General features: G+C 42.6%; 26 protein-coding genes. 17 read left to right on the forward strand and 9 right to left on the reverse strand.

What is annotated here, in order from left to right; translation table 11 throughout:
* The first annotated feature begins 154 nt into the window (after positions 1–154).
* The 6 genes from HHA42_RS05175 (at position 155) to HHA42_RS05200 (ending at position 9,010) form a co-directional block, all read left to right on the forward strand.
* On the forward strand, positions 155–1,738 hold the full coding sequence (locus HHA42_RS05175) for a TerC family protein (protein WP_168419438.1): 1,584 nt from the start codon (positions 155–157) through the stop codon (positions 1,736–1,738).
* Between the two features lie 408 nt (positions 1,739–2,146).
* Positions 2,147–2,614, forward strand: coding sequence for a YchJ family protein (locus HHA42_RS05180; protein ID WP_168525636.1), 468 nt, complete (start codon positions 2,147–2,149; stop codon positions 2,612–2,614).
* A gap of 64 nt (positions 2,615–2,678) precedes the next feature.
* Positions 2,679–3,323, forward strand: coding sequence for a trimeric intracellular cation channel family protein (locus HHA42_RS05185; protein WP_168419440.1), 645 nt, complete (start codon positions 2,679–2,681; stop codon positions 3,321–3,323).
* A gap of 148 nt (positions 3,324–3,471) precedes the next feature.
* Positions 3,472–4,791, forward strand: coding sequence for an MFS transporter (locus tag HHA42_RS05190; protein WP_168419441.1), 1,320 nt, complete (start codon positions 3,472–3,474; stop codon positions 4,789–4,791).
* Between the two features lie 174 nt (positions 4,792–4,965).
* Positions 4,966–7,185 carry a DNA topoisomerase IV subunit A gene (gene parC / locus HHA42_RS05195; protein WP_168525638.1) on the forward strand — a complete coding sequence of 740 codons (2,220 nt, stop codon included), beginning with the start codon at positions 4,966–4,968 and terminating at the stop codon, positions 7,183–7,185.
* A 148-nt stretch (positions 7,186–7,333) separates the two neighbouring features.
* Entirely contained in the window at positions 7,334–9,010 is a 1,677-nt protein-coding gene (locus HHA42_RS05200; protein ID WP_168460961.1) for an AMP-binding protein, read from the forward strand.
* Positions 9,011–9,111: 101 nt separating this feature from the next.
* On the opposite strand, the gene HHA42_RS05205 is transcribed toward HHA42_RS05200, so the two are convergent.
* Complete coding sequence (locus HHA42_RS05205) at positions 9,112–9,492, reverse strand: hypothetical protein (RefSeq protein WP_168460960.1); 381 nt, start codon at positions 9,490–9,492, stop codon at positions 9,112–9,114.
* 104 nt (positions 9,493–9,596) lie between these two features.
* Here HHA42_RS05205 and HHA42_RS05210 point away from each other — a divergent pair, with 104 nt between their 5' ends.
* Positions 9,597–9,995, forward strand: a complete 399-nt coding sequence (locus HHA42_RS05210; RefSeq protein WP_168525640.1) for an MAPEG family protein — start codon at positions 9,597–9,599, stop codon at positions 9,993–9,995.
* Positions 9,996–10,119: 124 nt separating this feature from the next.
* Entirely contained in the window at positions 10,120–10,656 is a 537-nt protein-coding gene (gene ppa, locus HHA42_RS05215; protein WP_004975651.1) for an inorganic diphosphatase, read from the forward strand.
* A 97-nt stretch (positions 10,657–10,753) separates the two neighbouring features.
* Here the strand turns inward: ppa and HHA42_RS05220 are convergent, their stop codons facing one another.
* Complete coding sequence (locus HHA42_RS05220) at positions 10,754–12,073, reverse strand: OprD family outer membrane porin (RefSeq protein WP_168525642.1); 1,320 nt, start codon at positions 12,071–12,073, stop codon at positions 10,754–10,756.
* A 489-nt stretch (positions 12,074–12,562) separates the two neighbouring features.
* A complete protein-coding gene (locus HHA42_RS05225) occupies positions 12,563–12,754 on the reverse strand; it encodes a hypothetical protein (RefSeq protein WP_168525644.1) in 192 nt (63 codons plus the stop codon).
* Positions 12,755–13,267: 513 nt separating this feature from the next.
* Between HHA42_RS05225 and HHA42_RS05230 the strand changes: the two genes are divergently transcribed.
* Positions 13,268–13,984, forward strand: a complete 717-nt coding sequence (locus HHA42_RS05230) for a TorF family putative porin (RefSeq protein WP_252726301.1) — start codon at positions 13,268–13,270, stop codon at positions 13,982–13,984.
* A 122-nt stretch (positions 13,985–14,106) separates the two neighbouring features.
* Here the strand turns inward: HHA42_RS05230 and HHA42_RS05235 are convergent, their stop codons facing one another.
* Together HHA42_RS05235 and HHA42_RS05240 are read right to left on the reverse strand one after the other, a co-directional pair.
* On the reverse strand, positions 14,107–15,594 hold the full coding sequence (locus tag HHA42_RS05235; RefSeq protein WP_168525648.1) for a YifB family Mg chelatase-like AAA ATPase: 1,488 nt from the start codon (positions 15,592–15,594) through the stop codon (positions 14,107–14,109).
* A 69-nt stretch (positions 15,595–15,663) separates the two neighbouring features.
* Complete coding sequence (locus HHA42_RS05240) at positions 15,664–15,891, reverse strand: accessory factor UbiK family protein (RefSeq protein WP_168525650.1); 228 nt, start codon at positions 15,889–15,891, stop codon at positions 15,664–15,666.
* Positions 15,892–16,166: 275 nt separating this feature from the next.
* Here HHA42_RS05240 and glnK point away from each other — a divergent pair, with 275 nt between their 5' ends.
* The 7 genes from glnK to HHA42_RS05275 all read left to right on the forward strand — a co-directional run bounded on the left by glnK (position 16,167) and on the right by HHA42_RS05275 (position 22,365).
* Positions 16,167–16,505 (forward strand): P-II family nitrogen regulator, encoded by a 339-nt coding sequence (gene glnK, locus HHA42_RS05245; RefSeq protein ID WP_004650081.1) that lies wholly within the window; start codon positions 16,167–16,169, stop codon positions 16,503–16,505.
* A gap of 63 nt (positions 16,506–16,568) precedes the next feature.
* The gene (locus HHA42_RS05250; protein WP_131261709.1) at positions 16,569–17,978 is read left to right on the forward strand and encodes an ammonium transporter; all 1,410 of its coding nucleotides are present in this window, start codon (positions 16,569–16,571) and stop codon (positions 17,976–17,978) included.
* A gap of 139 nt (positions 17,979–18,117) precedes the next feature.
* Positions 18,118–18,576, forward strand: coding sequence for a transcriptional regulator NrdR (nrdR, locus tag HHA42_RS05255; protein ID WP_096902237.1), 459 nt, complete (start codon positions 18,118–18,120; stop codon positions 18,574–18,576).
* Between the two features lie 36 nt (positions 18,577–18,612).
* Positions 18,613–19,716, forward strand: coding sequence for a bifunctional diaminohydroxyphosphoribosylaminopyrimidine deaminase/5-amino-6-(5-phosphoribosylamino)uracil reductase RibD (ribD, locus tag HHA42_RS05260; protein ID WP_168525693.1), 1,104 nt, complete (start codon positions 18,613–18,615; stop codon positions 19,714–19,716).
* Complete coding sequence (locus HHA42_RS05265; protein WP_131260998.1) at positions 19,713–21,005, forward strand: DNA adenine methylase; 1,293 nt, start codon at positions 19,713–19,715, stop codon at positions 21,003–21,005. Before ribD ends, HHA42_RS05265 begins: the two co-directional genes overlap by 4 nt.
* A 33-nt stretch (positions 21,006–21,038) precedes the next feature.
* Positions 21,039–21,698, forward strand: a complete 660-nt coding sequence (locus HHA42_RS05270; RefSeq protein WP_168460955.1) for a riboflavin synthase — start codon at positions 21,039–21,041, stop codon at positions 21,696–21,698.
* 121 nt (positions 21,699–21,819) lie between these two features.
* The gene (locus HHA42_RS05275; RefSeq protein ID WP_168460954.1) at positions 21,820–22,365 is read left to right on the forward strand and encodes a VTT domain-containing protein; all 546 of its coding nucleotides are present in this window, start codon (positions 21,820–21,822) and stop codon (positions 22,363–22,365) included.
* A gap of 67 nt (positions 22,366–22,432) precedes the next feature.
* On the opposite strand, the gene HHA42_RS05280 is transcribed toward HHA42_RS05275, so the two are convergent.
* The 4 genes from HHA42_RS05280 to HHA42_RS05295 all read right to left on the reverse strand — a co-directional run bounded on the left by HHA42_RS05280 (position 22,433) and on the right by HHA42_RS05295 (position 25,312).
* Positions 22,433–22,651 (reverse strand): hypothetical protein, encoded by a 219-nt coding sequence (locus HHA42_RS05280; RefSeq protein ID WP_136144345.1) that lies wholly within the window; start codon positions 22,649–22,651, stop codon positions 22,433–22,435.
* A gap of 144 nt (positions 22,652–22,795) precedes the next feature.
* Complete coding sequence (locus HHA42_RS05285; protein WP_168525652.1) at positions 22,796–23,416, reverse strand: hypothetical protein; 621 nt, start codon at positions 23,414–23,416, stop codon at positions 22,796–22,798.
* Between the two features lie 47 nt (positions 23,417–23,463).
* Positions 23,464–23,871 (reverse strand): DNA polymerase III subunit chi, encoded by a 408-nt coding sequence (locus HHA42_RS05290; RefSeq protein ID WP_168418363.1) that lies wholly within the window; start codon positions 23,869–23,871, stop codon positions 23,464–23,466.
* The gene (locus HHA42_RS05295; RefSeq protein ID WP_168525695.1) at positions 23,864–25,312 is read right to left on the reverse strand and encodes a leucyl aminopeptidase; all 1,449 of its coding nucleotides are present in this window, start codon (positions 25,310–25,312) and stop codon (positions 23,864–23,866) included. The genes HHA42_RS05290 and HHA42_RS05295 overlap by 8 nt, the downstream gene beginning before the upstream one ends.
* A gap of 158 nt (positions 25,313–25,470) precedes the next feature.
* On the opposite strand from HHA42_RS05295, the gene lptF reads away from it, so the two are divergent.
* A complete protein-coding gene (gene lptF, locus HHA42_RS05300; protein WP_168418364.1) occupies positions 25,471–26,571 on the forward strand; it encodes an LPS export ABC transporter permease LptF in 1,101 nt (366 codons plus the stop codon).

Genomic DNA, 26,571 nt, shown 5'->3' on the forward strand with positions numbered 1-26,571 from the left:
AAACTGTAAAGCGTATATTGCAAGAACGGACTGATCGCTATAAGTCGGAACTGACCGACTCAGGCTCTAGTTACACGTTTGGCAACAAGACATTAACAGAGTGCGAATTAGTCCTCGACTATGTTTGACTACATTTTAAGGAACAGAAGAACAGATGATCTTTGAATGGATGTCTGACCCTGCAGCTTGGGTGGGTTTGTTGACCCTAATTGTGCTCGAAATTGTATTGGGTATTGATAACTTAGTCTTTATTGCCATTTTGGCTGAAAAACTTCCACCAGAACAACGCAATACTGCACGGGTCGTGGGTCTGATCCTTGCTTTGGGCATGCGCCTAATTTTACTTGCTTCTATTGCGTGGGTGGTAACGCTGACCCAACCACTGTTTCATATTTTTGATCATCCTTTCTCTGGACGTGACCTGATTCTGCTGTTTGGTGGTGTGTTCCTGCTCTTTAAAGGCACTATGGAACTGCGAGAACGCATTGAAGGCAAACCTGCACTAAAAGAAGAAAACCCTGTGCACGCTACTTTCTGGATGGTGATTGTGCAGATTGTGGTGTTAGATGCTGTCTTCTCACTCGATAGCGTAATTACTGCTGTGGGCATGGTGCAGCATTTATCTGTCATGATGATTGCGGTGATCATCGCAATTGGCATTATGCTATGGGCTTCCAAAGCACTGATGGACTTTGTTAATAAGCATCCGACAGTGGTGATTCTATGCTTGTGCTTCCTGATGATGATTGGCTTCTCCTTAGTGGTTGAAGGCTTTGGTTATCATATTCCAAAAGGCTATTTATATGCCGCAATTGGCTTCTCGGTGATGATTGAATTCCTGAACCAAACCATCCGCAGAAATCAGGAAAAAACCGTGACCACGACTGATTTACGCTACCGTACTGCTTCTGCGGTGATGCGTATGTTGGGTGGGAAAAGCCAAAACACCACAGAAAGCAGCCATGTGAGTGAAGATGTGTTGGCCACGCGCGCCTTTGCCGATGAAGTCTTTGATGCAGAAAATGGGGTCTATCATAGTGTCATGGTGCAAGGGGTATTGGGCTTATCTGAACGTCCTGTAAAGTCAGTGATGACGCCACGTCCCGAGCTGGAATGGATTGATTTAGATGAAGACGAAGCTTCTATCCGTAGCCAGTTATTGAGCATGACCCATTCACGAGTGATCGTGGCACGTGGTGAACTAGACAATATTTCGGGTATTGTCCTGACCCATAAAGTGATGAATCAGTACATTGAAACTGGTGTGCTGGATTTTGAAACACATCTGCGTGAACCTGTGATTGTGCATGAAAATGCACAGGTATTGATGGTGATGGAACAACTGCGTCAAGCGCCGTTACAAATGGCAATTGTGCTGAATGAATATGGTTCTATTGAAGGAGTAGCAACTCCTATTGATATTCTGGAAGCCATTGCAGGTGAATTCCCTGATGAAGACACCATAGATGCGCATGCCGAAAGTCTGGAAGATGGTTCCTTGCTGCTAGATGGCTCCACCGATATTCGCCATGTTTCTTTATTGCTTGGGCGTGATTTGGTGGATGAAAGCGAGCAATATTCAACCTTATCGGGTTATATTCTGTTCCATTTGGGACGTTTGCCTGAAAATGGTGAAAAGCTGTTATCCGATGGATATATATTTGAAGTCGTGACGATGGATGGACATAAAATTGAAAAAGTCCATCTGATTCAGCAAGAGCCCTCAAGTACATCATAAGCCTTGACTTAGCTGTATTTCAGTCTTGTGCTTCCGTTAAAATAGCCTGCATTGTCAGGCTATTTGGGGGGCTGTTGACATTTCATAAATGGCTTGCGCTGTAGGCTAAAACTGAGCAGATCAGGCATGAAACGCAGGGAATAGCGAGACTATTGCCAAGTTTCATAACGCAATCTGAGAAAGTTTTAGCCACATGAGCAAAAACAAAGCACTGCTTTGTTTGCTGCGCAAGGGGGCGAGCATATTTTTTGCTGCTATTGCGTTATGTGCCAGTCATTTAGAATGACTAAATTTCCTGCCCCATGCCTTATATCAGCTAAAAAACCTTGCGAGATATATCTCTCATGCCGCAAACATAGACGAAGTGTCAACAGACCCTATTATTAAGATAAATTTCTGGAATTTTCTATGAGTGATTGGGCATGTCCATGTGGGCAAGGGAATTATCAACAGTGCTGTCAGCCTTTACATGTGGGGCAAAGGCATGCAACCACAGCAACCCAGTTGATGCGTTCACGCTATAGTGCATTTGCCTTGCAGCAGATTGATTATATTGTGCAGACGACTGCGTTGGGGCAGCAGGCCAGCCTAGATGTAGCTGCGATTGCAGATTGGAGTCGGTCAAATCAATGGTTGAAATTGGAAGTGTTGAGCAGCAATGAAAAGCTGGACAAAACTCATGCACAAGTAGAGTTTAAAGCGCATTACCATGATGCTAAACAGGTACAGGTTCACCATGAAATTTCCCATTTTGTACAATATCAGGCACGCTGGTATTTTCTAGACCCGACCACAGGGCAACAGCCAACCATGAAACAGCCATGTATTTGTGGTTCGGGTAAAAAATTTAAGCAATGTTGTGCGCAATTTTTATAACTTTTATTTGGTTTTCGCTTATCATAACGCGCATCTATTGGCCTAGTGAAAGAAGGGCAAGTCCATGTTGTTGTTGGTCATTTACTTAATTGCCATTACTGCAGAAGCGATGACAGGCGCATTGTCTGCAGGGCGTCGTAGCATGGACTGGTTTGGGGTTACCCTGATTGCCTGTGTCACCGCATTGGGTGGTGGTTCGGTACGAGATGTCTTATTGGGGCACTATCCTTTAACTTGGGTGAAGCATCCTGAATATTTAGTGCTGACCTGTATTGCCGCTTTTGTCACGATTTTAATTGCCAAATGGATGCGCCATCTACGCTCAATTTTCTTGGTACTAGATGCCTTGGGTTTAATTGGGTTTACCATTATTGGCTGTCAAATTGCTTTAGAAATGGGGCATGGTTTTGTGGTATCTGCCGTGGCAGGTGTGCTGACAGGCGTATCGGGCGGGATTTTGCGCGATATTTTATGTAACGATGTGCCTTTGGTGTTCCGCCGTGAGTTATATGCCAGTATTTCTTTTGTATCTGTCATTTGTTATTGGCTATGTATTGAAATTGGGTTGTCTTTAGAACTAACCGTGATTGCGACTTTGGTGTTTGGCTTTACCTTGCGTTTGATTGCCATTTATTTTGGTCTGGAAATGCCAAAATTTATTTATCAGGATGATGATGAGCATTCGGCATCATCCAAAGATGAGTCCTAAGACTGCTCATTTTCAAATTTAAATTTTAGACTGATCGCATAGGATTGGTCTTTGGGGACTATCCCTTTTATAAGTATTCATAGTATAAAAATAGAACACACCGCTGTGCCTGCACAGCCCTCCTTTTAGCCAACCTGAAGAGTGTGTTATGGATTTAGTTTCACGTGTACAACGTCTGCCGATTGGTAAATTTCACTATAGCCTGCTGGTGGTGATTGGTCTGGGCTGGATGTTTGATGCCATGGATACAGGACTGATTTCCTTTATTTTGGCAAAAATGGCAGAAGACTGGAGCATGACCCCTGCGGAAAAAGGCATGGTAGTGTCAATTGGCTTTGTCGGTATGGCTATTGGCGCAGTCTTTTCAGGTGGTCTGGCCGATAAAATTGGACGTAAAACAGTATTTGCCAGTACCTTGGTTATTTATAGTCTGGCAACTGCAGCCTGTGCCTTTGCACCTAATTTAACTTGGTTGTTGGTATTTCGTTTTATTGTCGGCTTAGGTTTAGGTGGGCAGCTTCCTGTTGCCGTAACTTTGGTCAGTGAATATATTCCTGCACATGTACGTGGGCGCTTTATTGTATTGCTGGAAAGTTTTTGGGGTTTGGGTTGGTTATGTGCGGCATTGGTATCCTATTTTGTGATTCCAAAATTTGACTGGCACATGGCATTTTTAATAGGTGGTTTGCCTGCCTTGTATGCGTTGGTGATCTGGAAAAAAGTCCCTGAGTCGATTCCTTATCTAATTAACCGTGGACGTATTGCTGAAGCACATGCCTTAGTACAAAAGTTTGAGCGTCAATGCGGGGTAGAGGTGATTGAACAGATTGAAGTTCAGCCTGTTGCAGCCAAACAACACATTTCATTTACCCAGCTATGGTCGGGGCCATTTGCCCGCCGTAGTTTAATGCTGTGGTTAATTTGGTTTGGTATTGTCTATTCCTATTATGGCATTTTTACGTGGCTACCAAGCCTGTTGGTACAGCAAGGTTATAGCATCGTACAGTCATTTGAATATGTGTTGGGCATGATTTTGGCACAGCTCCCGGGTTATATTGCTGCCGCATGGTTGGTCGAAAAATTAGGGCGCAAAGCCACTTTGGCTGGCTTTATTGGGATGTGTGCAGTTTCGGCTTACTTCTTTGGTCAGGCAGACAGCGTAGCAATGATCATGTTCTGGGGTTGTTTGATGTCGTTCTTTAACTTGGGTGCGTGGGGCGTGTTATACACCTACACCCCAGAGCAATATCCAACCAATATCCGTGCTTTTGGTTCGGGTTGGGCCTCGGCCATTGGGCGTGTAGGGGGGATTGTCGCCCCAATGGTGGTCACCCACTTAATGGTGATGCAAAACGGCTTTAGTTATGTCTTTATGATGTTTACCGCTGTTTTATTGGCCGTGGCTGTGGTGATTGTGGTGTTGGGTGAAGAAACCAAAGGCAAAACGCTAGAGTCGATGGGTTTGTAAAAGACAATTTGCCTATTTTTATTTGGCATTGCATATCGGTTATAAAATGCATATTTTTAAGTCATAAGACACAAAATGTCGCAGAGCACCTGTACTAACTCTTGTGCAGGATGCAACTGCGACTTAGCATAAGCCCATTGATACAAAAACAAATGATTTAGGACGATAGGTTTTATGACAAACCTTGCGCATCATGCGACAGAAAACCGTTCCGTAGCAGAATTTACTGAACGTGCATATCTCAACTATGCCATGTACGTCATCATGGATCGTGCATTGCCACATATCAGTGATGGTCTGAAACCTGTTCAGCGCCGTATTGTATATGCCATGAGTGAGCTGGGGCTCAAGCACAGCGGCAAACCAAAAAAATCGGCCCGTACCGTGGGGGATGTGCTGGGTAAATACCATCCACATGGTGACTCCGCCTGTTATGAAGCCATGGTATTGATGGCACAGCCGTTTAGCTATCGCTATCCTTTTATTGAAGGTCAGGGTAACTGGGGCTCACCAGATGATCCTAAATCATTTGCGGCGATGCGTTATACCGAAGCCAAACTGTCGCAATATAGTGAAGTGTTATTGGCAGAATTGGGGCAGGGTACCTGTGACTGGCAAGATAACTTTGATGGCTCTTTAAAAGAACCTGTCAATTTACCTGCGCGTGTACCGAATATTTTGCTGAATGGCACCACAGGTATTGCCGTGGGGATGGCCACCGATATTCCACCGCATAACCTGCGTGAAGTGGTCAAAGGTACTATTGCCCTGATTCGTAATCCAAATTTGTGTGATGAAAAAGTCGCAGAATATATTCCTGCGCCTGATTTACCGACCAAAGCCGAAATTATTACCCCGCCTGAAGAATTGCTAAAAATGCAAAGTACAGGGCGTGGTAGTTACCGTATGCGTGCTGTTTACAGCGTTGAAAAAAATGAAATCGTGATTACAGAACTGCCATATCAGGTTTCAGGCTCGAAAATCATTACCCAAATTGCAGATCAAATGCAGGCAAAAAAACTGCCATTGGTGAGTGACGTTCGTGATGAATCTGATCACCAAAACCCAACCCGTTTGGTGATTGTACTGCGCTCCAACCGTATTGATGCCGAAGCGGTGATGAGTCATTTGTTTGCCACCACCGATTTAGAATCGAGCTATCGCGTCAATATGAACATGATTGGTGCAGATGGTCGTCCACAGGTTAAATCGATTCGTCGTATTTTGTTGGAATGGATTGAAATTCGTAAGAATACCGTTACACGTCGTTTGCAGTACCATCTCAATAAAATCGAAAAGCGTCTACATATTTTGGCAGGTTTGCTGATTGCCTATTTAGATATTGATACTGTAATTCGAATTATTCGCGAAGAAGATCATCCTAAAGCTGAACTGATGTCACATTTTGGGATTGATGAAATTCAGGCCGAAGCCATTTTAGAGTTAAAGCTACGTCATTTAGCCAAACTTGAAGAAATGGAAATTCGCCGTGAACAGGAAGAACTCGAAGCCAAAGCAGCCATTATTCGTGAACAATTGGCCAACCCTGAATCTTTGAAAAATTTGATTATTAATGAGTTGAAAGAAGACGCGAAAAAATTTGGTGATGATCGTCGTTCACCAATCGTATTGCGCGCTGAAGCGACTGCAATTAATGAGCAAGATATGTTACCTGCCGACCCTGTGACTGTGGTGTTGTCAGAAGCAGGTTGGATTCGCTGTGCCAAAGGACATGAAGTGGATGCAGAAAATCTGAACTTCCGTGCAGGTGATCAATACCTTAGTCATGCGCAAGGCAAATCCAATCAGCGTGTTTATATTCTTGATGACACAGGACGCAGTTATGCGCTGGCCATTAATAGCTTGCCATCGGCACGTGGTTTAGGTGAGCCGCTGAGTTCTAAGCTTTCACCTGCCAGTGGTGTTGGCTTTAAACAATTACTGATTGCAGAAGATGACAGTGAAATTTTAGCCGCCAGCAGCAAAGGTTATGGCTTTAAAACGCAGGCCAAGCAGCTAGATACCAGTGCCAAAGCCGGTAAAGCGTTCTTATCTTTGCCTGAAAAAGCCACGGTGATGAATTTACAAATGACTGAACAAGCCAGTCATGTTGCACTGCTCAGTTCAGCGGGACGTTTATTGGTAATTGAGTTGTCAGAATTGCCAGTTTTAAACAAAGGTAAAGGTAATAAATTGATACAACTTGAAGAAAAAGATCAGTTGTTGTCTATGCTACCCTTAAATTTAGATGAAGCAATTCAAGTATTTGCAGGACAGCAACAATTAAAACTCAAAGGCGAAGACTTGCTTAAATATGTGGCGAAGCGTGGCACGAAAGGTCAGCTCCTACCACGCGGATATCAAAAAGCAAATAAACTGTTAATTCAAAGATAATACTAGCGTTTTTTAAGCAAAATACGTTATATATGGTTTGTATTCGTGAAAATGGATGCAATATTGGACATAAACAAGCAAACAACGACGTCCGATATTGAGAAAAACAGTTTAAAACTAAGGATTATTGATTGGAGAAATTGGCATTATGGAAAAGATTTGGTTTGCTGAATACCAAAAGACAGGGATTCCAGAAACTGTAGAGCTACCTGCAGAAAACACGTCACTTGTAGATGTTTTTGAACGCAATTTCCAAAAATTTGGTTCGCGTGATGCCTTTATCTTTATGGATAAGGTTTTAACCTTTAGTGAGCTTGAAGAAGCAAGCCGTAAATTTGCAACTTATCTACAAAGTTTAGGTTTGGCACCAGGTTCGCGTGTTGCGGTGATGATGCCGAACGTTCTCCAATATCCTGTTGTTGCACTGGGGGTGTTCCGCGCAGGTTTAGTGTTGGTGAACGTGAACCCGCTTTATACTTCGCGTGAGCTTGAGCATCAGTTAAATGACTCAGGTTCTGAAGTTTTGGTAATTGTTGAAAACTTTGCCTCTGTTTATCAAGCCATTATTGGTAAAACTCCTGTGAAGCACGTGGTTGTTGCTTCTGTGGGCGATATGCTAGGTGCTTTAAAAGGTACTTTGGTGAATTTCGTTTTACGTTCAGTGCGTAAGCAAATTCCAGCATGGAACATTCCAGGTCACATTAAATTTAATGCGGCAATGTCTAAAGTGAGTCCAAGCAACTACAAACGTCCAAGCTTAACTTTAAGTGATACTGCTGTATTGCAATATACAGGTGGTACAACTGGGGTATCTAAAGGTGCAGAATTAACGCATCGCAACCTTGTTGCTAACATGCTGCAATGTGATGGTATTTTCCAAAGTAAATTTGGTGCACAAGATGGTCAGCCAGATGACCGTATTTTCTGTGCATTGCCGCTTTATCACATCTTTGCATTCATGGTGTGTGCACTTTACGGCATGTATAAAGGTCAGGCTAACGTACTAATTCCAAACCCGCGTGACTTACCTGCGGTAATGAAAGAATTACGTAAATATCAGCCGACATTCTTCCCTGCAGTAAACACGTTATTCAATGCGTTAGTGAACAATGAAGAGTTTAAACAGCTCGATCACAGCAAATTGAAGATGGCGATGGGCGGTGGTATGGCAGTATTGCCATCAACAGCTGAAGCGTGGAAAAAAGTCACAGGTACCAACATTATTGAAGGTTATGGTTTATCTGAAACTTCTCCTGTTGCGACTGCAAACCCACCTGCATCTGAAGAATTTAGCGGTACGATTGGTATTCCATTGCCATTAACCGAAGTGGCTATTTTGGATGATGACGGTAATGAAGTTCCACTGGGTGAACAAGGTGAAATTTCAATCCGTGGTCCGCAAGTGATGCGTGGTTACTGGAACCGTCCAGACGAAACTGAAAAAGTTATGATCAATGGTTTCTTCCGTACGGGTGACATTGGTGTGATGGATTCACGTGGTTATGTGAAAATTGTAGACCGTAAAAAAGACATGATTTTGGTGTCTGGCTTTAACGTTTACCCATCTGAAATTGAAGAAGTTGTGTCTAAACACCCTAAAGTTTTAGAAGTGGCTGCCATTGGTGTACCTGATGAAAAATCAGGTGAAGTGCCTAAACTGTTTGTAGTGAAGAAAGACCCTTCATTGACGACAGAAGAAGTATTGGCATTTGCTAAAGAGAACTTAACTGGTTATAAACGCCCACGTTATGTAGAGTTTATGGATGAATTGCCAAAATCGAACGTGGGTAAAATCTTACGTAAAGATTTGCGTAAAACTGCATAATTCATTCAGCATATTCTAAAAAATGCCCCTGAACATTCAGGGGCATTTTTTTATGGTTCTTTTTTAGAAAACCAATCGTTATATCTTAGAACAAAACAGCATTATTCTTTCATGAGCCAGCGGTCAAAATAACGACGGCCAACACCAACAATGCCTAAGAAAATAAACATAGCGCCAAATTGTCGGCTAAACCCAGACTGATTGAAACTGCCATAACTTAAAATATTATCAATCAGGCAATACACCACAATCACAATCAGCCAGTGCCACAGCGGTAAACGCTTAATACCCACGGCATAAAACGCAACCCACAATACGATAAACGTAAAAATGGTGGACCATACGTTCATGTTGGCGCAAATCACCATCAATAAAAATGCCACAATGGGTAAGACAATTTTTAAAACACGATCCACTCGCAGTTGATGTTGGCGCTGCTTTTCAAGTACATCGAACATTTCCTTTTGATCAGGGCTGACCATAATGGATCCTTTATACAATTGCTTAAAACATGCTATTTAACAAAATTTATTCAAGAAATGCCATGTTATGATAAGTTCTAAACACAGTTTATGAGAAAAAATTGATGCAAAGCATAAGTGGGGTGGTTTATCTGATTATTATTGCATGCCTATTGCCCTATGTTTTTACGGTAGTGGCCAAAATGGCAGGTGGTTTTAAAAGTGAAGATAATCAAAATCCACGTGAATTTTTAGCCAAAGCAACAGGCTTAGCGGCACGTGCCAATGCAGTGCAACAAAATAGTTTTGAAAGCTTACCATTGTTTGTGGCAGCAGTATTGATGGCTGAATATATGGTCATCCCACAAGTGGTGGTGATGATGTTTGGTATTGCTTATATTGTACTGCGTATTGCCTACGGCATTTGCTATTTAGCCAACTGGGCAACTTTACGCTCAATTGTCTGGATTTTGTCATTGCTTTGCCCAATTTGTATTTTATTGATGGTGATTAAACTGACCTGATCAAGTCAGGTCTGAAAATATGTATTTTTACTTGGCAGATGTATAATCTCGCAGTAATTCCAGACCGAATACCGTTATAATTGACGCGGTTTTAAAAAGATTTAACTTGTTAAAGAGTGATGCTATGAGCTACAGCAATATCCCTGCGGGTAAAGATGCACCAAATGACATCTATGTAATTATTGAAATTCCTGCCAATGCAGCGCCAATCAAATACGAAATTGATAAAGATTCTGATGCGTTATTTGTAGACCGTTTTATGGGTACAGCGATGTTCTACCCAGCAAACTACGGTTATGTACCAAATACACTTTCATTGGATGGTGACCCGTTAGACGTATTGGTCGTAACACCACATCCAGTAGAGCCAGGCTCTGTAATTCGTTGCCGCCCAGTGGGTAAATTGAACATGGAAGATGATGGTGGTATTGATGCGAAGCTGGTTGCTGTTCCGCACGAAAAATTGACCCCAATTTATAAAGATGTTCAAGAATATACTGATCTTCCACCATTGTTGATCAGCCAAATTGAACACTTCTTCCAACACTATAAAGACTTAGAACCAGGTAAATGGGTGAAGTTAAGTGGTTGGGAAGGTGCGGATGTTGCAAAACAAGAAGTATTGAACTCAATTGAAGGCTATAAAGCAGCAAATCCATAATTTGCGCTTAGCCTGCTAAGCTTTTATTTTAAAGCTGAGATAAAAAAACCTGCACAATTTTTGTGCAGGTTTTTTATTGGGCTTCTATTATGAGAAATTAGAATAATTTCACAGGAATATCTAACCAGATACGCCATTCGTTGGTATCACCGATATAACCAGCTTGATAGTCATCACTCGCACGGTAGTAAGAGTGACGTAGACGTAAGCTTGCATCTTTCGCAAAACCTGATTGAACGGTGTATTTCACTTGGTTAAAGAATTCACGTTCTTGAGCATCATTCGTTGCTAGGATTGAGCGATTACCTTTATAGTCAGCAGGAACGTCAATATCCCAACCGTAAACAAAAGCAGATGTCCAAGTCAGGCCTGGAATATTCATTGCGCCAAAATCATAGGTGTATTGAATTTGTGCAGACTTCTCATCATTACCAATAAAATCAGATAAATATGAATTAGGCATATAAATAGTTTGATGACCGTCACCAACCCCTCTGCCTAAACCATAGTCATAACCTGTGTTACCAGTATTTTGTTGGTATGCCACCATGAGGTTGTGTGGACCAGTGTTATATGTGGCAGAAAGTGCCCAAATACTGTTACTTAAATTATCAAAATCATTTGATGTATGTGAGTAAGTATAAGCACTGCCATTTGAAGCTGCATCCCACTTGGTGTGGTAGCCACTGAAGTCGTATGTTAAGGCACTATTATTCGCAAGCGCTTGTTTAAAGTTAGCATTTACATAGTGACGTTCTAAACGATCTTTGATGTCTGCACCGTAATAAGCAGTATTGATTGCATCATTGACTTTATATTTCGCACCCCAGACAACAGCATGATCTAATTGATTACCATCTGAGTTGATTTGGTCAGAATATTGATTTTTAGTGAATTTACCAGCAGTTAACTCTAGGCCATCAATTTCACGGCTAGTCGCTAAAACACCTTCAAAATATTCAGGTACTAAACGGGCAGTGTTGCTAGCAAGTACTGGTAAATCGAGTACTTGAGTACCATAAGTTACCGTGGTATTCGAGATGCGTGCTTTAACGTTTGCACCACCACGTGCCCAATGGTCATAAGCTGAGCCATCATTATGGGTTGGAATCATACCATTACCTGAATGGGCATTTTCACCTAGCTTGAATGAGGCATCACCAACAACACCCACACCAAAACCTATTATACCTTTGCTAAAACCTGAATTTAGATTGACGATCGCAGTTTGAGCTGCAGAGCTAGTATCTTCTACACCATTCTTTTTATCACGATGTAAAAAACCTGTCCGGAATAAAACCGAACCGTTTGCATCTTCTACAAAGCCTTTAGATTCACTTTGTTCGCTAGCAAATGCAGTTGAAATAAGCGCTGCGTTGATCAATAACGCAAGTGTCAGTTTTTTAGATTTCAGCATTGGGAGACAGCCTCATGCAGTAAATGTGTAGTTGAAACGTAGCCGAATTGTATCGCTATTTAGGCGCGAAAATATCATTTTTAAGGGGCTTATGACACTAAAGTTAAGCATTTTTTCGATAAACTGTAGGGTCATTAAAAATATTGAATTTTAAAAAGTTTAATAATTATTTTAATTTTTAGTAAAAACATGAACATAATTTTAAATGAGCTGAACAGCTAGAATGGATGACTTGGGAGCAATGCTTTAAGTTTTTTGTAAACTTTAGCCATAAAATCAGCTTTGTTTAATATTTCAGCAGTTTAAGTTAAGAATTTATGGTGAAATAAGTAAGTAAAAACCTAAAATTTTTTGTTTACTTCATCTTCTTAAGTATTTCTTCAAAAGTGCGGTTTTAAATTTAAGAATAGATAAGGTTGTATATTTTGGTTTTTATTTGAACTAAAAGTATAAAAAAAAGAATCGTGTTTATGGGGTGAGTAATAGTTTTTAGCTATGAAGTGTTTCATGTGAAATACGGTGTTTTATTTGTGCTGTTTTTGATGAATTTGACCCAATTAGCATTTCTCTCTTCGCTAAGTTTTTAAGTGTAATAACTTCAGAAGATATTGCATCAGCCTGCCACAATACTGCTGAAATTTCACCTTGGCTCTTACGTTTAACAATTTGAATGATATGCAAGTTTTTGGTGCAAAAAATTTATTCGCATTCAAACAATATTTTTTCTAGGCCACACATGCTGTTCGCCCTTACTGGGCAAGGGGCTGTAAGCACCTGAGTAATGACTTTGTTCCAGTTTTTGGTATATGCAAATAAGTGGGAATAAATGTTATTGCACTTTTTTAGGTAGTTTAAATTTGAGTTTTAAGTCAGGTACATCAAGAATGTTGCAATGTATTCTGTATTTACGCAGTAAATATGACTTATACATCTATGTAAAAAGAATAAATAAAAGTATGTTATAGGCCACAGTGGTAAAAATAAGAAATTTATTAAATTTAAAATAATTATAAATAACAATTATTTAAATTTGTTTGTGAGCCTATTCTGAGTATGGGAAATCTTATTTTTTTGAATGTTGGCACACGGTTTGCAGTCCTCCATGTGAGTTAAACAACAATAGACACAAGCATCTCATCAGATGCAGGGGGAATAATCATGAACATGGGATTTAAAACATTTTTTGCAGCAGCGATGATGGCAGCATCTGGTCTAAGCATGGCTTCAGAATCAACTTCAGCATTGTCTTTTAGTGGTACTGCGGCAATGACCAGTGATTATCGTTTTCGTGGGATTACGCAAACTTACAATGATCCTGCGGTGCAAGCAGGTTTTGCGTTGAGCCATGATTCAGGCCTTTATGCCGGTGTGTGGGGTTCCAATGTCGATTTTGGCGGCACAGCACATTTAGAACTCGACCCTTATTTGGGTTATGCCACTACTTTAGACAGTTTTGCCAGCAAGCCATTATTAGACGTGGGTCTATGGTATTACCTTTACCCAAGTGAAAGTGATTTAAACTGGCTAGAAGCCTATGCCAAATTGGGCTTTAGCGATGTAGGATTTAAAGATGCCAGCTTATCTACCGCAATTAACTACTCCAATGATTTTCTAGGTGGTGATACAGATGCTTGGTATTTCAATGCAACTTATAGCGTACCGTTTGCAGATACAGGTTTCTCAGGTGTTGCGGGTATTGGTTACACGCTAGCAGATGATTTTGATTTTGGTGGTGGCGAAGACAGTTATATCGACTGGAAAGCAGGTGTGAGCTATAGCTTTGCATCAGTAGAAGGTTTATCTGCTGAATTGGCTGCCGTTGGTACAGATATTGATACAGATGGCATGTCACACGCTGCGAAGCGTGGTGTTGAAACAGGTGCTGTGTTTACTTTGACCAAAGCATTCTAAGTCCTCTGTATTCAGGATAAATAAAAAGCTCCAATTGGGAGTAATATCTAAAAGAATAACAAGATAACTCGCCCATTGCGCAGACATGGCAATGGGCTGTTTTTATATCTCAATATTTTCGCCTAGGCTGGATTGCCACGATAAGACAATGCTTCACTCAAATGGCCGCTTTGAATCTGTTCACTTTGCGCCAAGTCTGCAATAGTACGTGCGACGCGTAACACCCGATGATAAGCGCGTGCAGACAAATTTAACCGTTGTTGTGCAATGGTTAAAATATCCTGTGCAGTGCCATCTAATAGGGCAAACTGTTCTAATTGTTTTGGGCTGAGCGACATATTTAAGCCCTTTTGTCGTTGCATTTGCAATTCATAAGCTTGAATTACGCGTTTTCGCACCGTTTCGGAATCTTCAACAGGTCTACTGTCTTGTAATTTATGGGCTTGTAGTGGTGGAACATCAATATGTAAATCAATGCGGTCTAACAGTGGTCCTGAGATACGATTTTGATAGCGTTTAATACTTTCTGTAGAGCATTGACAGCGCACGTCCTGATTAAAAGCATAACCACAGGGGCAGGGGTTCATTGCAGCCACCAATTGAAAGTTCGCAGGAAAGGTAATTTGTCGCGATGCCCGAGAAATCACAATTTCTTTAGACTCCAACGGTTGCCGCAATACTTCTAATACTTTCTTATCAAACTCAGGTAATTCATCTAAAAACAACACGCCTAAGTGCGCCAGCGTGATTTCGCCAGGTTTTGGATATGAGCCACCCCCGACCAATGCTACGGCAGAGGCAGTATGATGTGGGGTACGAAATGGGCGTTGCCCAAAAGTATGCGGTGTGTTGGCGACTGAGTAGATACTCGCAACTTGTAAATTTTCTTGTAAATCTAAGGGCGGTAAAATACTGGCAAGGCGAGAAGCCAACAAGGTTTTACCTGTGCCTGGCGGGCCTTTAAACAACAAGGAGTGTCCGCCTGCTGCTGCAATTTCCAAAGCACGTCTTGGGCGTAATTGCCCTTTTACATCTGCCAGATCAAAAGCCGAAGCCGAGAGCAAAGGCTGGTTTGCTGGCGTGACTTTATGAAGTGGCTGATGTTGTGCCAAATGCTCACAAACTTGTTTTAAGTGATTGGCAGCAAAAACTTCAAAGTCTGGTAATTGTGCGGCTTCTTGCGCATTTTGTTCGGGTAAAACCAAACAGTGCTGAGCCTGTTGGCAGGCAATCGCAATACTCAGTGTACCTGTAGTCGGACGCAATTGACCATCTAAAGCCAGTTCACCAATAAATTCTAAACCATCGCTACTGTGTTCGGGCAGTTGACCTGACGCAATCAAAATGCCCAAAGCAATGGCAAGGTCAAGGCGAGAACCATCTTTAGGTAAGTCTGCTGGTGCTAAATTAATGGTTAGACGTTTGCTTGGAAATTGAAAACCACTATTGATAATAGCAGAGCGTACCCGATCTTTACTTTCACGGACTGCTGCTTCGGCTAAGCCGACAATCGTCAGCGAGGGTAAACCCTGACTTAAATGGACTTCGACTTCAATGGCAGGGGCGTGCAGACCCAATAGCCCCCGTGTATAAACTTTGGCAAAAGACATTATTATTATGATCCGTTTTGGTGCGTTATTTTTATAGGTGTTTGGTCTTTTATGGCACTAAATTGGTGCTTATTTTTTGATCTGCATCTTTTGTTCGAGCATTTCGACTTGTTTTAACAATTCATTTAAACGCAAATTGGCATTATTCAGCGCAGTACGCTGACGATCTAGCTCATCTTGAGAGACCAAATCCATTTTTGTCACGGCTTCATTCAGTAAAGCACGTAAATTATGTTCTAAATCTTTTTTGGGTTGTTCAATTTGTTCCAAAATGGCTTGTAATAAAGTTTCAATCATTGTTGTTTCCACACAGATGGACAAAGGTAGGCAGTGTAGCACTGGTCTTTAATAGACTATAGCATTTCAGACGAAATATGGATTTATTCGATGAGTAAAATCGTAAATCTTCTAGTAAATATGTCTATTTTTTGAAGATCAAAACCATATAAATGTATAAAATAAGGTATAAAGAAAACTCATGTCACGGTTTCTAATTTCCCCCGACCTTAGAACTTTGGCATGGAATTTGAACATAAAACCTTACTGGTGAATTAAGCCGAAGGAAAACAAACATGAAGCTCGTAACTGCAATTGTAAAACCCTTTAAATTAGATGATGTGCGTGAAGCATTATCTGAAATTGGTGTTCAAGGGATCACCGTAACAGAAGTCAAAGGCTTCGGTCGCCAAAAAGGTCACACCGAACTTTATCGTGGCGCTGAATACGTCGTTGACTTCTTGCCTAAAGTTAAAATTGAAATCGCAATTAGCGATGAAATGGTGGATTCGGTGATTGAGTCAATCACTCGTGTTGCTAGTACAGGCAAGATTGGTGATGGCAAAATCTTTGTTACTAACCTCGAACAAGTCATCCGTATTCGTACAGGTGAAACGGGTGCAGACGCTGTTTAAGAAAATGGCACGAAGTTTGCTGAGTACCTAATAACTCACAAAAACAAAGGTCGGGGGACACAAATGAAAAAAATGCTACTCGCGCTGAGTCTATCAGGCGCACTTCTTGGTGGTTCTGTTGCTTGGGCTGAAGAAGCCGTAACAGCCACCGCACCAACTTCAGATGTTGCAGTGCTTGAAACTGCCGAAACATCTCCTATCGAAACACCAAATGCAACAGAAGTTGCAGCTGTAGCAGAAGTCAGCACGCCCGAAGCTGCTGAACCAGAAGCTGTATTAGATACAGGCGATACCGCTTGGATTTTAGTTTCGACTGCTTTAGTTTTACTCATGACCATTCCTGGTTTGGCACTGTTTTATGGCGGTATGGTACGCAAGAAAAACGTACTCAATACTATGGCCTATAGCTTTGTAGCAGCAGCCGTGGTCAGTATTGCCTGGGTGGCAGTGGGCTATAGTTTGGCTTTTGGTGAAGGTAATGCCTTTATTGGTGGTCTAGACAAAGTCATGCTGGCGGGCATTGGTACCGATGCGCTCAGTGGCAGTATTCCTGAAATTCTATTTGTGATATTCCAAATGACCTTTGCCATTATTACTGTGGCAATTATCAGTGGTTCAATTGCAGAACGAATGAAGTTTGGTGCCTTTGTTGCCTTTATCGCGATCTGGGTGGTCGTGGTCTATGCACCAATTACCCACTGGGTATGGGGTGGTGGTTGGTTAGGCAATGATGGTGCACTTGATTTTGCTGGTGGTACTGTTGTTCATATTAACTCGGGTGTTGCAGGTTTGGTTGCTGCATACATGTTGGGCAAACGTATGGGCTTGGGCCGTGAATCTATGGCTCCGCATAACCTGACTTTGACTGTACTGGGTGCCAGTTTACTCTGGGTGGGCTGGTTTGGTTTCAACGGTGGTTCTGCTTTAGGCGCGAATGGTGCAGCGGGTTATGCCTTAGTTGTGACTCAAGTGGCAGCCGCAGCCGCAGCAATCGCATGGCTTGTTGTTGAAAAACTGGTACGTGGTAAAGGTTCGGTATTAGGTGCTGCATCGGGTGCTGTTGCAGGTTTGGTGGTGATTACTCCAGCAGCAGGTTTTGTGACTGTTGGTGGTGCATTAGCGATGGGTTTAATTGGTGGTGTCGTATGTTTCTGGGGTATTACTGCCTTAAAACGCGCCCTGAAAGCTGATGACTCTCTAGATGCCTTTGGACTACATGGTGTAGGTGGTATTGTCGGTGCAATTTTAACCGCCTTCTTCGCCAGCGAGTTTATTATGGGCGATGCTGCACCAAGCAACTTGATGAGCCAACTTTGGGTGCAAGTTGAAGGTGTGTTAGCGACCATTGCTTACTCAGCTATACTGACTTTCATCATCTTAAAAGTAATTGATCTAACCATCGGTATTCGTGTGGCTGCAGAAGATGAGCGTATGGGACTCGACTTAAGCCAACATGGTGAACGTGTAGAATAATTCAGACAGCACATAATCAATATATTGTGTAAAACAGCCCTTCGGGGCTGTTTTTTTTCTATATGTTGCGTAAAACTCTACAAAGTTTGGAAATTTTGCTACACTGCATTTTCATTTAAATTTGTGCAATTAAACCGCTATGCATTGTCCATTTTGCAACACTGCAGACAGTAAAGTGATTGACTCACGTTTGGCGGCAGAAGGCTGCCAAATTCGCCGACGTCGTGAGTGTATTGGCTGTGGTGAACGCTTTACCACCTTTGAAAGTTATGAAGTGGTCATGCCTCGGGTAATTAAATCCGATGGTAAAAGTGAGCCTTTCGATGAAGCCAAGTTGCGTCGTTCGTTAATGCATGCTTTGCAAAAACGTCCTGTGACCCAAGAGCAAATTGAAACGGTACTTAGTGACATCCAACTGCAAATTCGCCGTTTGGGAGAGCGTGATGTGAAATCACGTACCATTGGTGAGGTTGTTATGCAGGCTTTATTTGCATTGGATCATGTCGCTTATGTACGTTTTGCCTCGGTGTATCAAGACTTTCAGGATGTTGAAGCCTTCCGTCGCCAAATTGAACAAATGCAGTCGCGTGAGCAATAAAGCACAATGCCAGCATCTATTCCACAGCATCCATCCATGACTGAACTCAATACTGACGCGCAACCTGATGATCTTTTTTGGATGCGTCGTGCCATTGAACTGGCACGTTTGGGGCAATACAGCACTAAGCCAAATCCGAACGTGGGCTGCGTTATTGTTAAAGATGCCCAATTATTGGGCGAAGGTTTCCATCCGCGTGCAGGACAGCCACATGCCGAAGTCTTTGCTTTGCGTCAGGCCGCTGAACAAGCGCAGGGTGCAACCGCCTATGTGACCTTGGAACCTTGTGCACACTATGGGCGCACACCACCATGTGCCAAAGCCTTGGTTGATGCAGGCGTGGTCAAAGTGGTTGTGGCTTGTCCAGACCCAAATCCATTGGTGGCAGGTAAAGGCGTTCAGATTTTACAGGATGCAGGTATTCAGGTCAGTGTGGGCGTGGCAGAAGCTGAAGCAGCACAGTTAAATGCAGGCTTTTTAAAAGCTATGGCTACAGGTATGCCTTATGTGCGTTTAAAAATTGCCTCTAGTTTGGATGGTCGTACCGCCATGGCTTCGGGTGAATCTAAATGGATTACAGGGGCTGCAGCACGTGCAGATGTGCAACATTGGCGTGCAATTTCTGCAGTAGTCATTACGGGTATTGATACGGTACTGGCCGATGACTGTCTGCTCAATGTACGTCAGTTGGCAGCGGTGGATGATCTTCACAATGTGGTACAGCCAAAACGGATTATTTTAGACCGTCAAGGTCGTTTGCCTTTGAGCGCACAAATTCTGCAGCAACCTGAAACCGTGATGGTGATGGGGCCGTATCGTGCAGAGTTGGCAGCCTTAGGCGTGATACAATTGGCGGTACAGCCTTTGGCAAGCTTACTGGCTGAACTGGTCAAACAGCATCAAATTTATGATGTACTGGTTGAGGCAGGCGCAACTTTATCTACCGCTTTCTTGCAAGAAAGCTTAGTTGATGAAGTCATCAGCTATGTGGCGCCTACATTATTAGGGCAATCAGCACGTGCCATGTTTAATGCAGAATTTGAGCAGATGGCAGAGCAACTTCGATTTAAACTTTGCGACGTCACTCAATTGGGTGATGACGTGCGCCTTAGGTTAATTCCTTCTCAAGAGACACTATGAGTTCAGAGTCAACGGTTTATCACAAACGTCGTCATGCGGCACGCACCACCGATGAATACTTATTTCATCAATTGGTGCCTTATTTGGGCAATAAACGCCGTTTACTGCATTTGATTTTAGAAGCCCTTGAACAGACAGGGACACTGCATCCTAAAGACGGTCGTGCCCCAATTTTTGCCGACTTTTTTGCAGGCTCCGGGGTGGTATCACGTTTGGCTCGCCAAAATGGCTATCGGGTAATTGCCAATGACTGGGAACCCTACAGCCATGCCTTAAACCATGCGATTTTGGCCTGCACCGAAGCACCTGCGTTTAAAGAATTAGGCGGCTATCAAAAAGCCATTGATTATTTGAACCGCTTGCCTGAAGTCAAAGGCTGGGTGACGCATAATTTGTGTCCGCGCAACGACGAAATTTATGACCCAAGCCGTGACCGTTTATTCTTTAAACGTCGTAACGGTATGCGTATCGATGCGATTCGTCAGCAAATTGCCACGTGGCAAGCGCAGGGTGCAATTGATGATGTTGAGATGTCGGCCTTATTGGCACCTCTACTCTATTCTGCCAGTTTTGTCAGCAATACCAGTGGGGTATTTAAAAGTTTCCATCATGGTTGGGGCGGTAAAACTAAAACCGCATTGGAACGAATTGAATCGTTATTGTGGCTCACTCCAAGCCGTTTTTGTGAAATTGGCGATGCCAGCAAACCTGCTGCAGAAATGTGGTGTGTTGATGCACAGCATCTGGCTAATCAAATGAGTGGTTTTGAAGTTGATGTCGCGTACTTGGACCCTCCATATAACCAACATGCCTATAGCAGTAACTATCATGTTTTAAATGCTTTAACGTTGTGGGATCAGGTCGATTTACCCACCCCAGACACCAAAGGCTTTAAAAGTGGTATTGACCGTGCATGGCGTAAGGAACGTCCAAGTCCATACAACTCTTCCAAGTATGCCAAAGAGGCTTATGAAACCTTATTGGAAACCATCAATGCACGTTTTATTCTGACCAGCTATTCTACCGATGGTAATATCAGTGCCACAGACTTGCTACAAGCTAACTTAAAGCGTGGCCGAGTGACGTTATTGACCCAAGATGTACCACGTTATCGTGTCAGTAAGCAGCGTCAGTCTGAACGTGCGCGCGTGCTGGAATTTATTGTGATTACCGACACCCATGCCAAATCAGGCCCGCCAATTCGTCAGTTGCTGGGTCAGTTGTACCATTTTGCAGAATTGGGCGGTGTCGATACCTCAGGGGTGAGTACCCAGCTGGCCTTGTGGTAAGCCCACCTTAATGAACACATTAGAGAAAGAATTATGTTTACAGGCATTATTGAAAGTTTAGGTAAAGTGGAAAGCCTGCAAAGTGTGGGCGGTGATGTACGTTTGCGTATTCAGACAGATTTAGATATGTCAGATGTGCATTTGGGTGACTCGATTGCCACCAATGGTATTTGTCTAACCGTGATTGAGTGGGGCGATAACTGGTATGTGGCAGATGTGTCGCGTGAAAGTCTGAACCGTACCACTTTAGGTACATGGAAAGTCGGTCAACCTGTCAACGTTGAAAAGGCCATGCTGCCAACCACACGTTTTGGCGGACATATCGTGAGTGGGCACGTAGATGCCGTGGGTGAAATTACCGTGGTACGTGAAGATGCGCGTTCGATTTATTATGAAGTGACTGCACCTGCAGAAATTGCCAAATATTTGGCAGAAAAAGGCTCGGTGACGGTAGATGGCATTAGCCTGACCATTAACCATTTACGTGGCAGCATCATCAGTCTAAATTTAATTCCACATACGGCAGAACGCACCAATATTGGTACATGGAAAGTCGGCAGCAAAGTCAATTTAGAAGTGGATGTATTGGCACGCTATATTGAGCGTTTGCTATTGGGTGATAAAGCTGCAGAAACCACACAGCAATCCAAAATCAGCATGGAGTTTTTGGCTGAAAATGGCTTTTTAAAATAAGCACAACGCCGTTAAATTCAAACAGTCTGATTGAAAAATTAGACTGTTTTTTTATTTTTAGGGATAATTCAGCCGAATAAAGTCATTTTTTCATCATGGATGATGCATTGGTTTATTGTAGATGATTGATATTTTAATGAATTTGGAATACTGGCTGCCCATATTACTCGATAATTATGGGGTGTGGATTTATGCCATTTTGTTTCTGATCATTTTTGCAGAAACAGGTTCCGTGTTTATGTTCTTTTTGCCAGGTGACAGCTTGCTGATCGCCATTGGTGCGCTGTGCTCTACCACTGACGTGGTGCATTTGCACTATATGGGCATTTTGCTTTTTGTTGCTGCGGTCTTGGGATATAGCGTCAACTACTACACTGGACGCATATTGGGACTAAAATACTTTCATCAGCATTCACGTTATTTCAAACCCGAATATATTGTAAAAACCAACCATTATTTTATGAAACATGGCGGTAAAACTATTTTAATGGCACGTTTTATACCTTTCGTGCGGTCTTTTGCACCCTTTGCAGCAGGGTCGGGGCATATGCCTTTGGCGACTTTTACTGTGTATAACGTAGTCGGTGCTGCTGTGTGGATTTTTTCTTTAATGGCAATAGGTTACGGTTTAGGTAATATTTTATCTTGGTTGGGTGATTGGATTTAAACCCTTAATTTTATTTTGGCTAGTGCTAAAAAAAGCCCACAGTGTGGACTTTTGATCATATTTGGTTTTAGTGTTTGATGACTGTCAACTCAGTACCACCTAAACGTGGCACAATTGCGTTATCGCTTTGAATTGAAAACTCACCTTTTTCAGCCTCTTTAGATAAGTACATGCATAATGATTGGAAGTCTGCACGACTCATCCATAGATCCTGAGCACGAATACTCCACTGTTCGCCCGTATGTAGATGGTCGATTTTTCCTGAAATTTTCGTCAAGATATCCATTTGAAACCCATGATTGCAAAAGTCATAAAAGGAAATAAAAGTTGAAAATTCAACTTTTTCCGAGCGCTCATGATGTGACAGAAATGTTGCAGTTTAATGACACTTGGGTTAAAACTTTGGGTTAATTTTGTATAAAAAGTAAAATTACTCTTTAGAAAAATTTGAATTTTTTAAAATATAGTCTATTTCTTCCTGAGCAGCAGCATGCAGGCGTGCACGGAAAATGGTCACTGCTTGTTCAATCTGGGTTTCTGCTTCTAATTCTAAACGCAAACGCACACTTTCCAATTCAGACAGGATTTGATCATCACTAACACTTAAAGCTGCTTTATTAAAACTCAGTGCAGGGAATTCAGGATTTTTCTGATAACGTGCGGTATAGGTTGAAATTTCATGATCCAAACTTTGGCGCATAATGGCTAGGGTCTGGGTTTGCTCTGCAAAACGCTGAGCTTCATCTTGTTGTAACTGTGCAGCATAGGCTGCTTGTTCTGCACGCTGCTGCTCCAGTTTTTTCTCTAAGGCCAACTGACGACGCTGGCGGGCTTCTTCAATCAAGCGTGCTTTTAAATTGGCATAAGCTTGTTCAATGGTGTTCTGAGATTGCTGTTGTGCACGTTGATCTTGGGCAATCCAGTTTTGCAAATTCGTTTCAGGTTGCAAGACTTCACAGATGCGGTAAAGGTCATCCATAAATGTCTGGCGCACAGCCTGAGGCGCAGTTAACCAGCGCTGTTTAAAATCTGAGCCGACATTTAAGGTCACAACAACTCTCCTTATTCTGAGCAGTATTTGTAAAAATCGTTTTAAAATTAAAGCTTAAACGTCTGTGGTTCTATGCCCAAACGTCGATATTGTTTAAATTTTTCACGCCCAAGCACTTTGGCAGTGTCGTGATTTTCAATAATCTCAATAATGTGACTAAATTTTGCATAGGCTTCAAGTGCCTGACTGTTAAAATTAAACACAATCCAGTCCGATTCAAGCGGTAATTCGGCAGAAATACATACACTGGCCTGTGTTTGGTTGATGCCATGAGGAATAAAACTGCTGGCATCAAAGCTCCATAGACGTTCATCTAAGGCTTGTTGCAAGTCAGCGTCAGGGCAGTGCAGCCAAATGCGCGCCTGCTGCCGCAGAATTTTGCGGCATAAACGGCAAGTGCTTTCCACTTGCCGTTCAGGGCTTTTTTCAAACAAATAAAAGCTGACTTTAGCCATTATGGCCTGCACGTTGTGCAAGGAATTGCATCAATAATGGAACAGGACGGCCTGTTGCACCTTTATTGCTGCCTGAGTTCCATGCTGTACCTGCAATATCTAGGTGCGCCCAACGGTAGTCACGGGTAAAGCGCTGCAAGAAACAAGCTGCAGTCACTGAACCTGCTTTTGGCCCACCAATGTTGCCAATGTCGGCAAATGGTGAATCCAGTTGTTCCTGATAGTCATCAATTACAGGCATGCGCCATACACGGTCAAATGCAGTTTGTCCTGCGGCTTCCAATTCTGCTGCCAGTTCATCGTCAGGGCTAAACATACCGGTTAGCACTGAACCGAGTGCAACCACGCACGCGCCTGTTAAAGTGGCAATATCAATCACCAACGCAGGGTTGAAGCGTTTCACATAGGTAAGGGTATCGCACAGTACCAAACGACCTTCGGCATCGGTATTTAAAATTTCGATGGTTTGACCGCTCATACTGGTCACAATATCACCTGGGCGGGTTGCTTTACCTGAAGGCATATTTTCAGCCGCAGCAATGGTGCCGACCACATGAATTGGCAAACGTGCTTCGCACAGTGCGCGCATGGTGCCTAAGACTGAGGCAGAACCACACATATCAAATTTCATTTCATCCATGCCTAAGCCAGGTTTGAGTGAAATGCCGCCTGTATCAAAAGTAATCCCTTTACCCACTAAGACCACAGGGGCTTCATCACGCTGCGCTTGGTATTCAAGACTAATGATGCGCCCTGGACGGTCTGAACCCTGACTGACTGCAAGGAATGCACCCATGCCCAGTTCCGCCATTTGTGCTTCATCTAAAATGGTGACTTTGAGCAGGTCTGGAAACTCTGCCGCCAAGGCTTGAGCCTGTTCTGCCAAATATTCAGGGAAGCAAATGTTGCCCGGACGGTTACCCAAGTCACGCGCCATGTTTTGCCCTGATTGCACAGCTTCAATTAACTGCAACTGATCGGCAGTGAGTGAGCTTTCTTTGGCAATTAAGTTGATCTGTTCAAGATTAAATTCATTCTTTTTGCTTTTGAATTCATCAAAGGCGTAAGCTGCCTGCGTGAGGCTAAGTGCAAATACATAATGCAATTCGCTTGGCAAGGCAGACAGATCAATGCTGATCTGTTTAAATTTTTTTTGTGAAGATTTGATAATGCTTTGTGCAATTTTTGCCAGTTTTGCAGGCTGTAATTCTTCAACTTTACCTAAGCCAATCAGAGCGCTATGTGCACATTCTGCAACATTGGCCACCAGACTTAGACTTTCATTCAGGCCTGCCTTAAATTGTGTGGCATCAAGAATACGGTCTAAATCCTTGATTTGATAAGCAGCAGTTGCCTGTGGAACTTGCTCTGCAGCCACTAAAATCAACAAATATTCATTGGCGCTTTGCGCTGGGAATGACGTACTTAAGCTAAATTTTATCACTGGATTTTATGCCTATCTAAATGTGCAAACTATGCAACCATTGAAACATTTTTATGCGTCGAGTTTCAATGTATAACAAGGTGATAGGTTTTATATTTTGCACATTCAGGTAAACTAACGCGAATTGGATTCCCTCACATTTTGGAAGAAATAATTTGATTATTCGGCGTTATTTGGTCAAGCAAGTTGTGTCGACATCCTTGGTTGTGATTGCCTTACTGACCTTGATCATGATGGGTGGTCGACTGATCAAGTATTTTGGCGTAGCCGCGCAAGGGCGTTTGGATGCGAGTATTTTATTCAGCATCATTGGCTATCGCTTGCCTGAATTTTTGACGCTGATTTTACCTTTAGGTTTCTTTATTGGTCTGATGCTGGTCTTTGGTCGTTTATATGTCGATCATGAAATGGCAGTGCTCAACAGTAGTGGTGTGAGTCGACATCAGTTGGCACGTTTATTGGTACCTATGACGTTGGTGTTTCTGATTGTGCAAGGCTTTTTGATGCTGTGGGCATCGCCTTGGGGGATTCGTCAGTTTGAAGCACTGACCACTAGTCAGGCGGTGCGTACAGGTTTTGATTTGGTGCGACCCAAAGAATTTATTTCTTCGGGGCCATACACCATTTATGCAGGCGATTTATCTGAAGACCGTAAAAACCTGAAAGATATTTTCTTCTATCAACGGGCTGAAAAAGCAGGCCGCCCAGATGTGATGATTTTAGCCAAAGAGGCCACACGGGTAGAACTGGAAAATGATCCTGCCAATGTGGTGGATTTGGTTGAAGGTCGCCGTTATGAAATATTCCCAGGCACAGCCAAATATTCCCAGGCAGAATTCCAAAGTTATCGTTTACGTTTAGAAAATGACAAAGAAGCCAAATTTGAAAGTGCTGAAGTCGAAGCTTTAACCACGTCACAACTCTGGGAAAACCGTGAAGACCCTGTGGTGGCCAGTGAGCTAGGTTGGCGTATTTTTGTGCCGTTTGCAATTGTGGTGGCGCTGTTTTTAGCAGTGGCATTATCAGAAGTGAGTCCACGGCAGGGACGTTATTTAAAACTATTTCCAGCTTTGTTAATTTTCGCCAGTTTGATTGTGGCACTGATGGCAGTTAAAACTCGTGTTAGCAAGGAAGAGATGGGCATGATTGCCTATCCACTGGTATTGTTGGCGTATGCCATTGCCGCAGCCTTGTTCTCGCGTAAACAAAAACTGGCACCTAAAATTAAGCAGCAAATTCAGCGAGTGAGGTCTTAA

Source organism: Acinetobacter sp. A3 (assembly GCF_012371415.1).
GTDB lineage: Bacteria > Pseudomonadota > Gammaproteobacteria > Pseudomonadales > Moraxellaceae > Acinetobacter.

Coding starts and splice junctions, on each gene's coding strand:
- HHA42_RS05175 (WP_168419438.1), top strand. CDS start 155: ATGATCTTTGAATGGATGTCTGACCCTGCAGCTTGGGTGGGTTTGTTG.
- HHA42_RS05180 (WP_168525636.1), top strand. CDS start 2,147: ATGAGTGATTGGGCATGTCCATGTGGGCAAGGGAATTATCAACAGTGC.
- HHA42_RS05185 (WP_168419440.1), top strand. CDS start 2,679: ATGTTGTTGTTGGTCATTTACTTAATTGCCATTACTGCAGAAGCGATG.
- HHA42_RS05190 (WP_168419441.1), top strand. CDS start 3,472: ATGGATTTAGTTTCACGTGTACAACGTCTGCCGATTGGTAAATTTCAC.
- parC (WP_168525638.1), top strand. CDS start 4,966: ATGACAAACCTTGCGCATCATGCGACAGAAAACCGTTCCGTAGCAGAA.
- HHA42_RS05200 (WP_168460961.1), top strand. CDS start 7,334: ATGGAAAAGATTTGGTTTGCTGAATACCAAAAGACAGGGATTCCAGAA.
- HHA42_RS05205 (WP_168460960.1), bottom strand. CDS start 9,492: ATGGTCAGCCCTGATCAAAAGGAAATGTTCGATGTACTTGAAAAGCAG.
- HHA42_RS05210 (WP_168525640.1), top strand. CDS start 9,597: ATGCAAAGCATAAGTGGGGTGGTTTATCTGATTATTATTGCATGCCTA.
- ppa (WP_004975651.1), top strand. CDS start 10,120: ATGAGCTACAGCAATATCCCTGCGGGTAAAGATGCACCAAATGACATC.
- HHA42_RS05220 (WP_168525642.1), bottom strand. CDS start 12,073: ATGCTGAAATCTAAAAAACTGACACTTGCGTTATTGATCAACGCAGCG.
- HHA42_RS05230 (WP_252726301.1), top strand. CDS start 13,268: ATGATGGCAGCATCTGGTCTAAGCATGGCTTCAGAATCAACTTCAGCA.
- HHA42_RS05235 (WP_168525648.1), bottom strand. CDS start 15,594: ATGTCTTTTGCCAAAGTTTATACACGGGGGCTATTGGGTCTGCACGCC.
- HHA42_RS05240 (WP_168525650.1), bottom strand. CDS start 15,891: ATGATTGAAACTTTATTACAAGCCATTTTGGAACAAATTGAACAACCC.
- glnK (WP_004650081.1), top strand. CDS start 16,167: ATGAAGCTCGTAACTGCAATTGTAAAACCCTTTAAATTAGATGATGTG.
- HHA42_RS05250 (WP_131261709.1), top strand. CDS start 16,569: ATGAAAAAAATGCTACTCGCGCTGAGTCTATCAGGCGCACTTCTTGGT.
- nrdR (WP_096902237.1), top strand. CDS start 18,118: ATGCATTGTCCATTTTGCAACACTGCAGACAGTAAAGTGATTGACTCA.
- ribD (WP_168525693.1), top strand. CDS start 18,613: ATGACTGAACTCAATACTGACGCGCAACCTGATGATCTTTTTTGGATG.
- HHA42_RS05265 (WP_131260998.1), top strand. CDS start 19,713: ATGAGTTCAGAGTCAACGGTTTATCACAAACGTCGTCATGCGGCACGC.
- HHA42_RS05270 (WP_168460955.1), top strand. CDS start 21,039: ATGTTTACAGGCATTATTGAAAGTTTAGGTAAAGTGGAAAGCCTGCAA.
- HHA42_RS05275 (WP_168460954.1), top strand. CDS start 21,820: ATGATTGATATTTTAATGAATTTGGAATACTGGCTGCCCATATTACTC.
- HHA42_RS05280 (WP_136144345.1), bottom strand. CDS start 22,651: ATGGATATCTTGACGAAAATTTCAGGAAAAATCGACCATCTACATACG.
- HHA42_RS05290 (WP_168418363.1), bottom strand. CDS start 23,871: ATGGCTAAAGTCAGCTTTTATTTGTTTGAAAAAAGCCCTGAACGGCAA.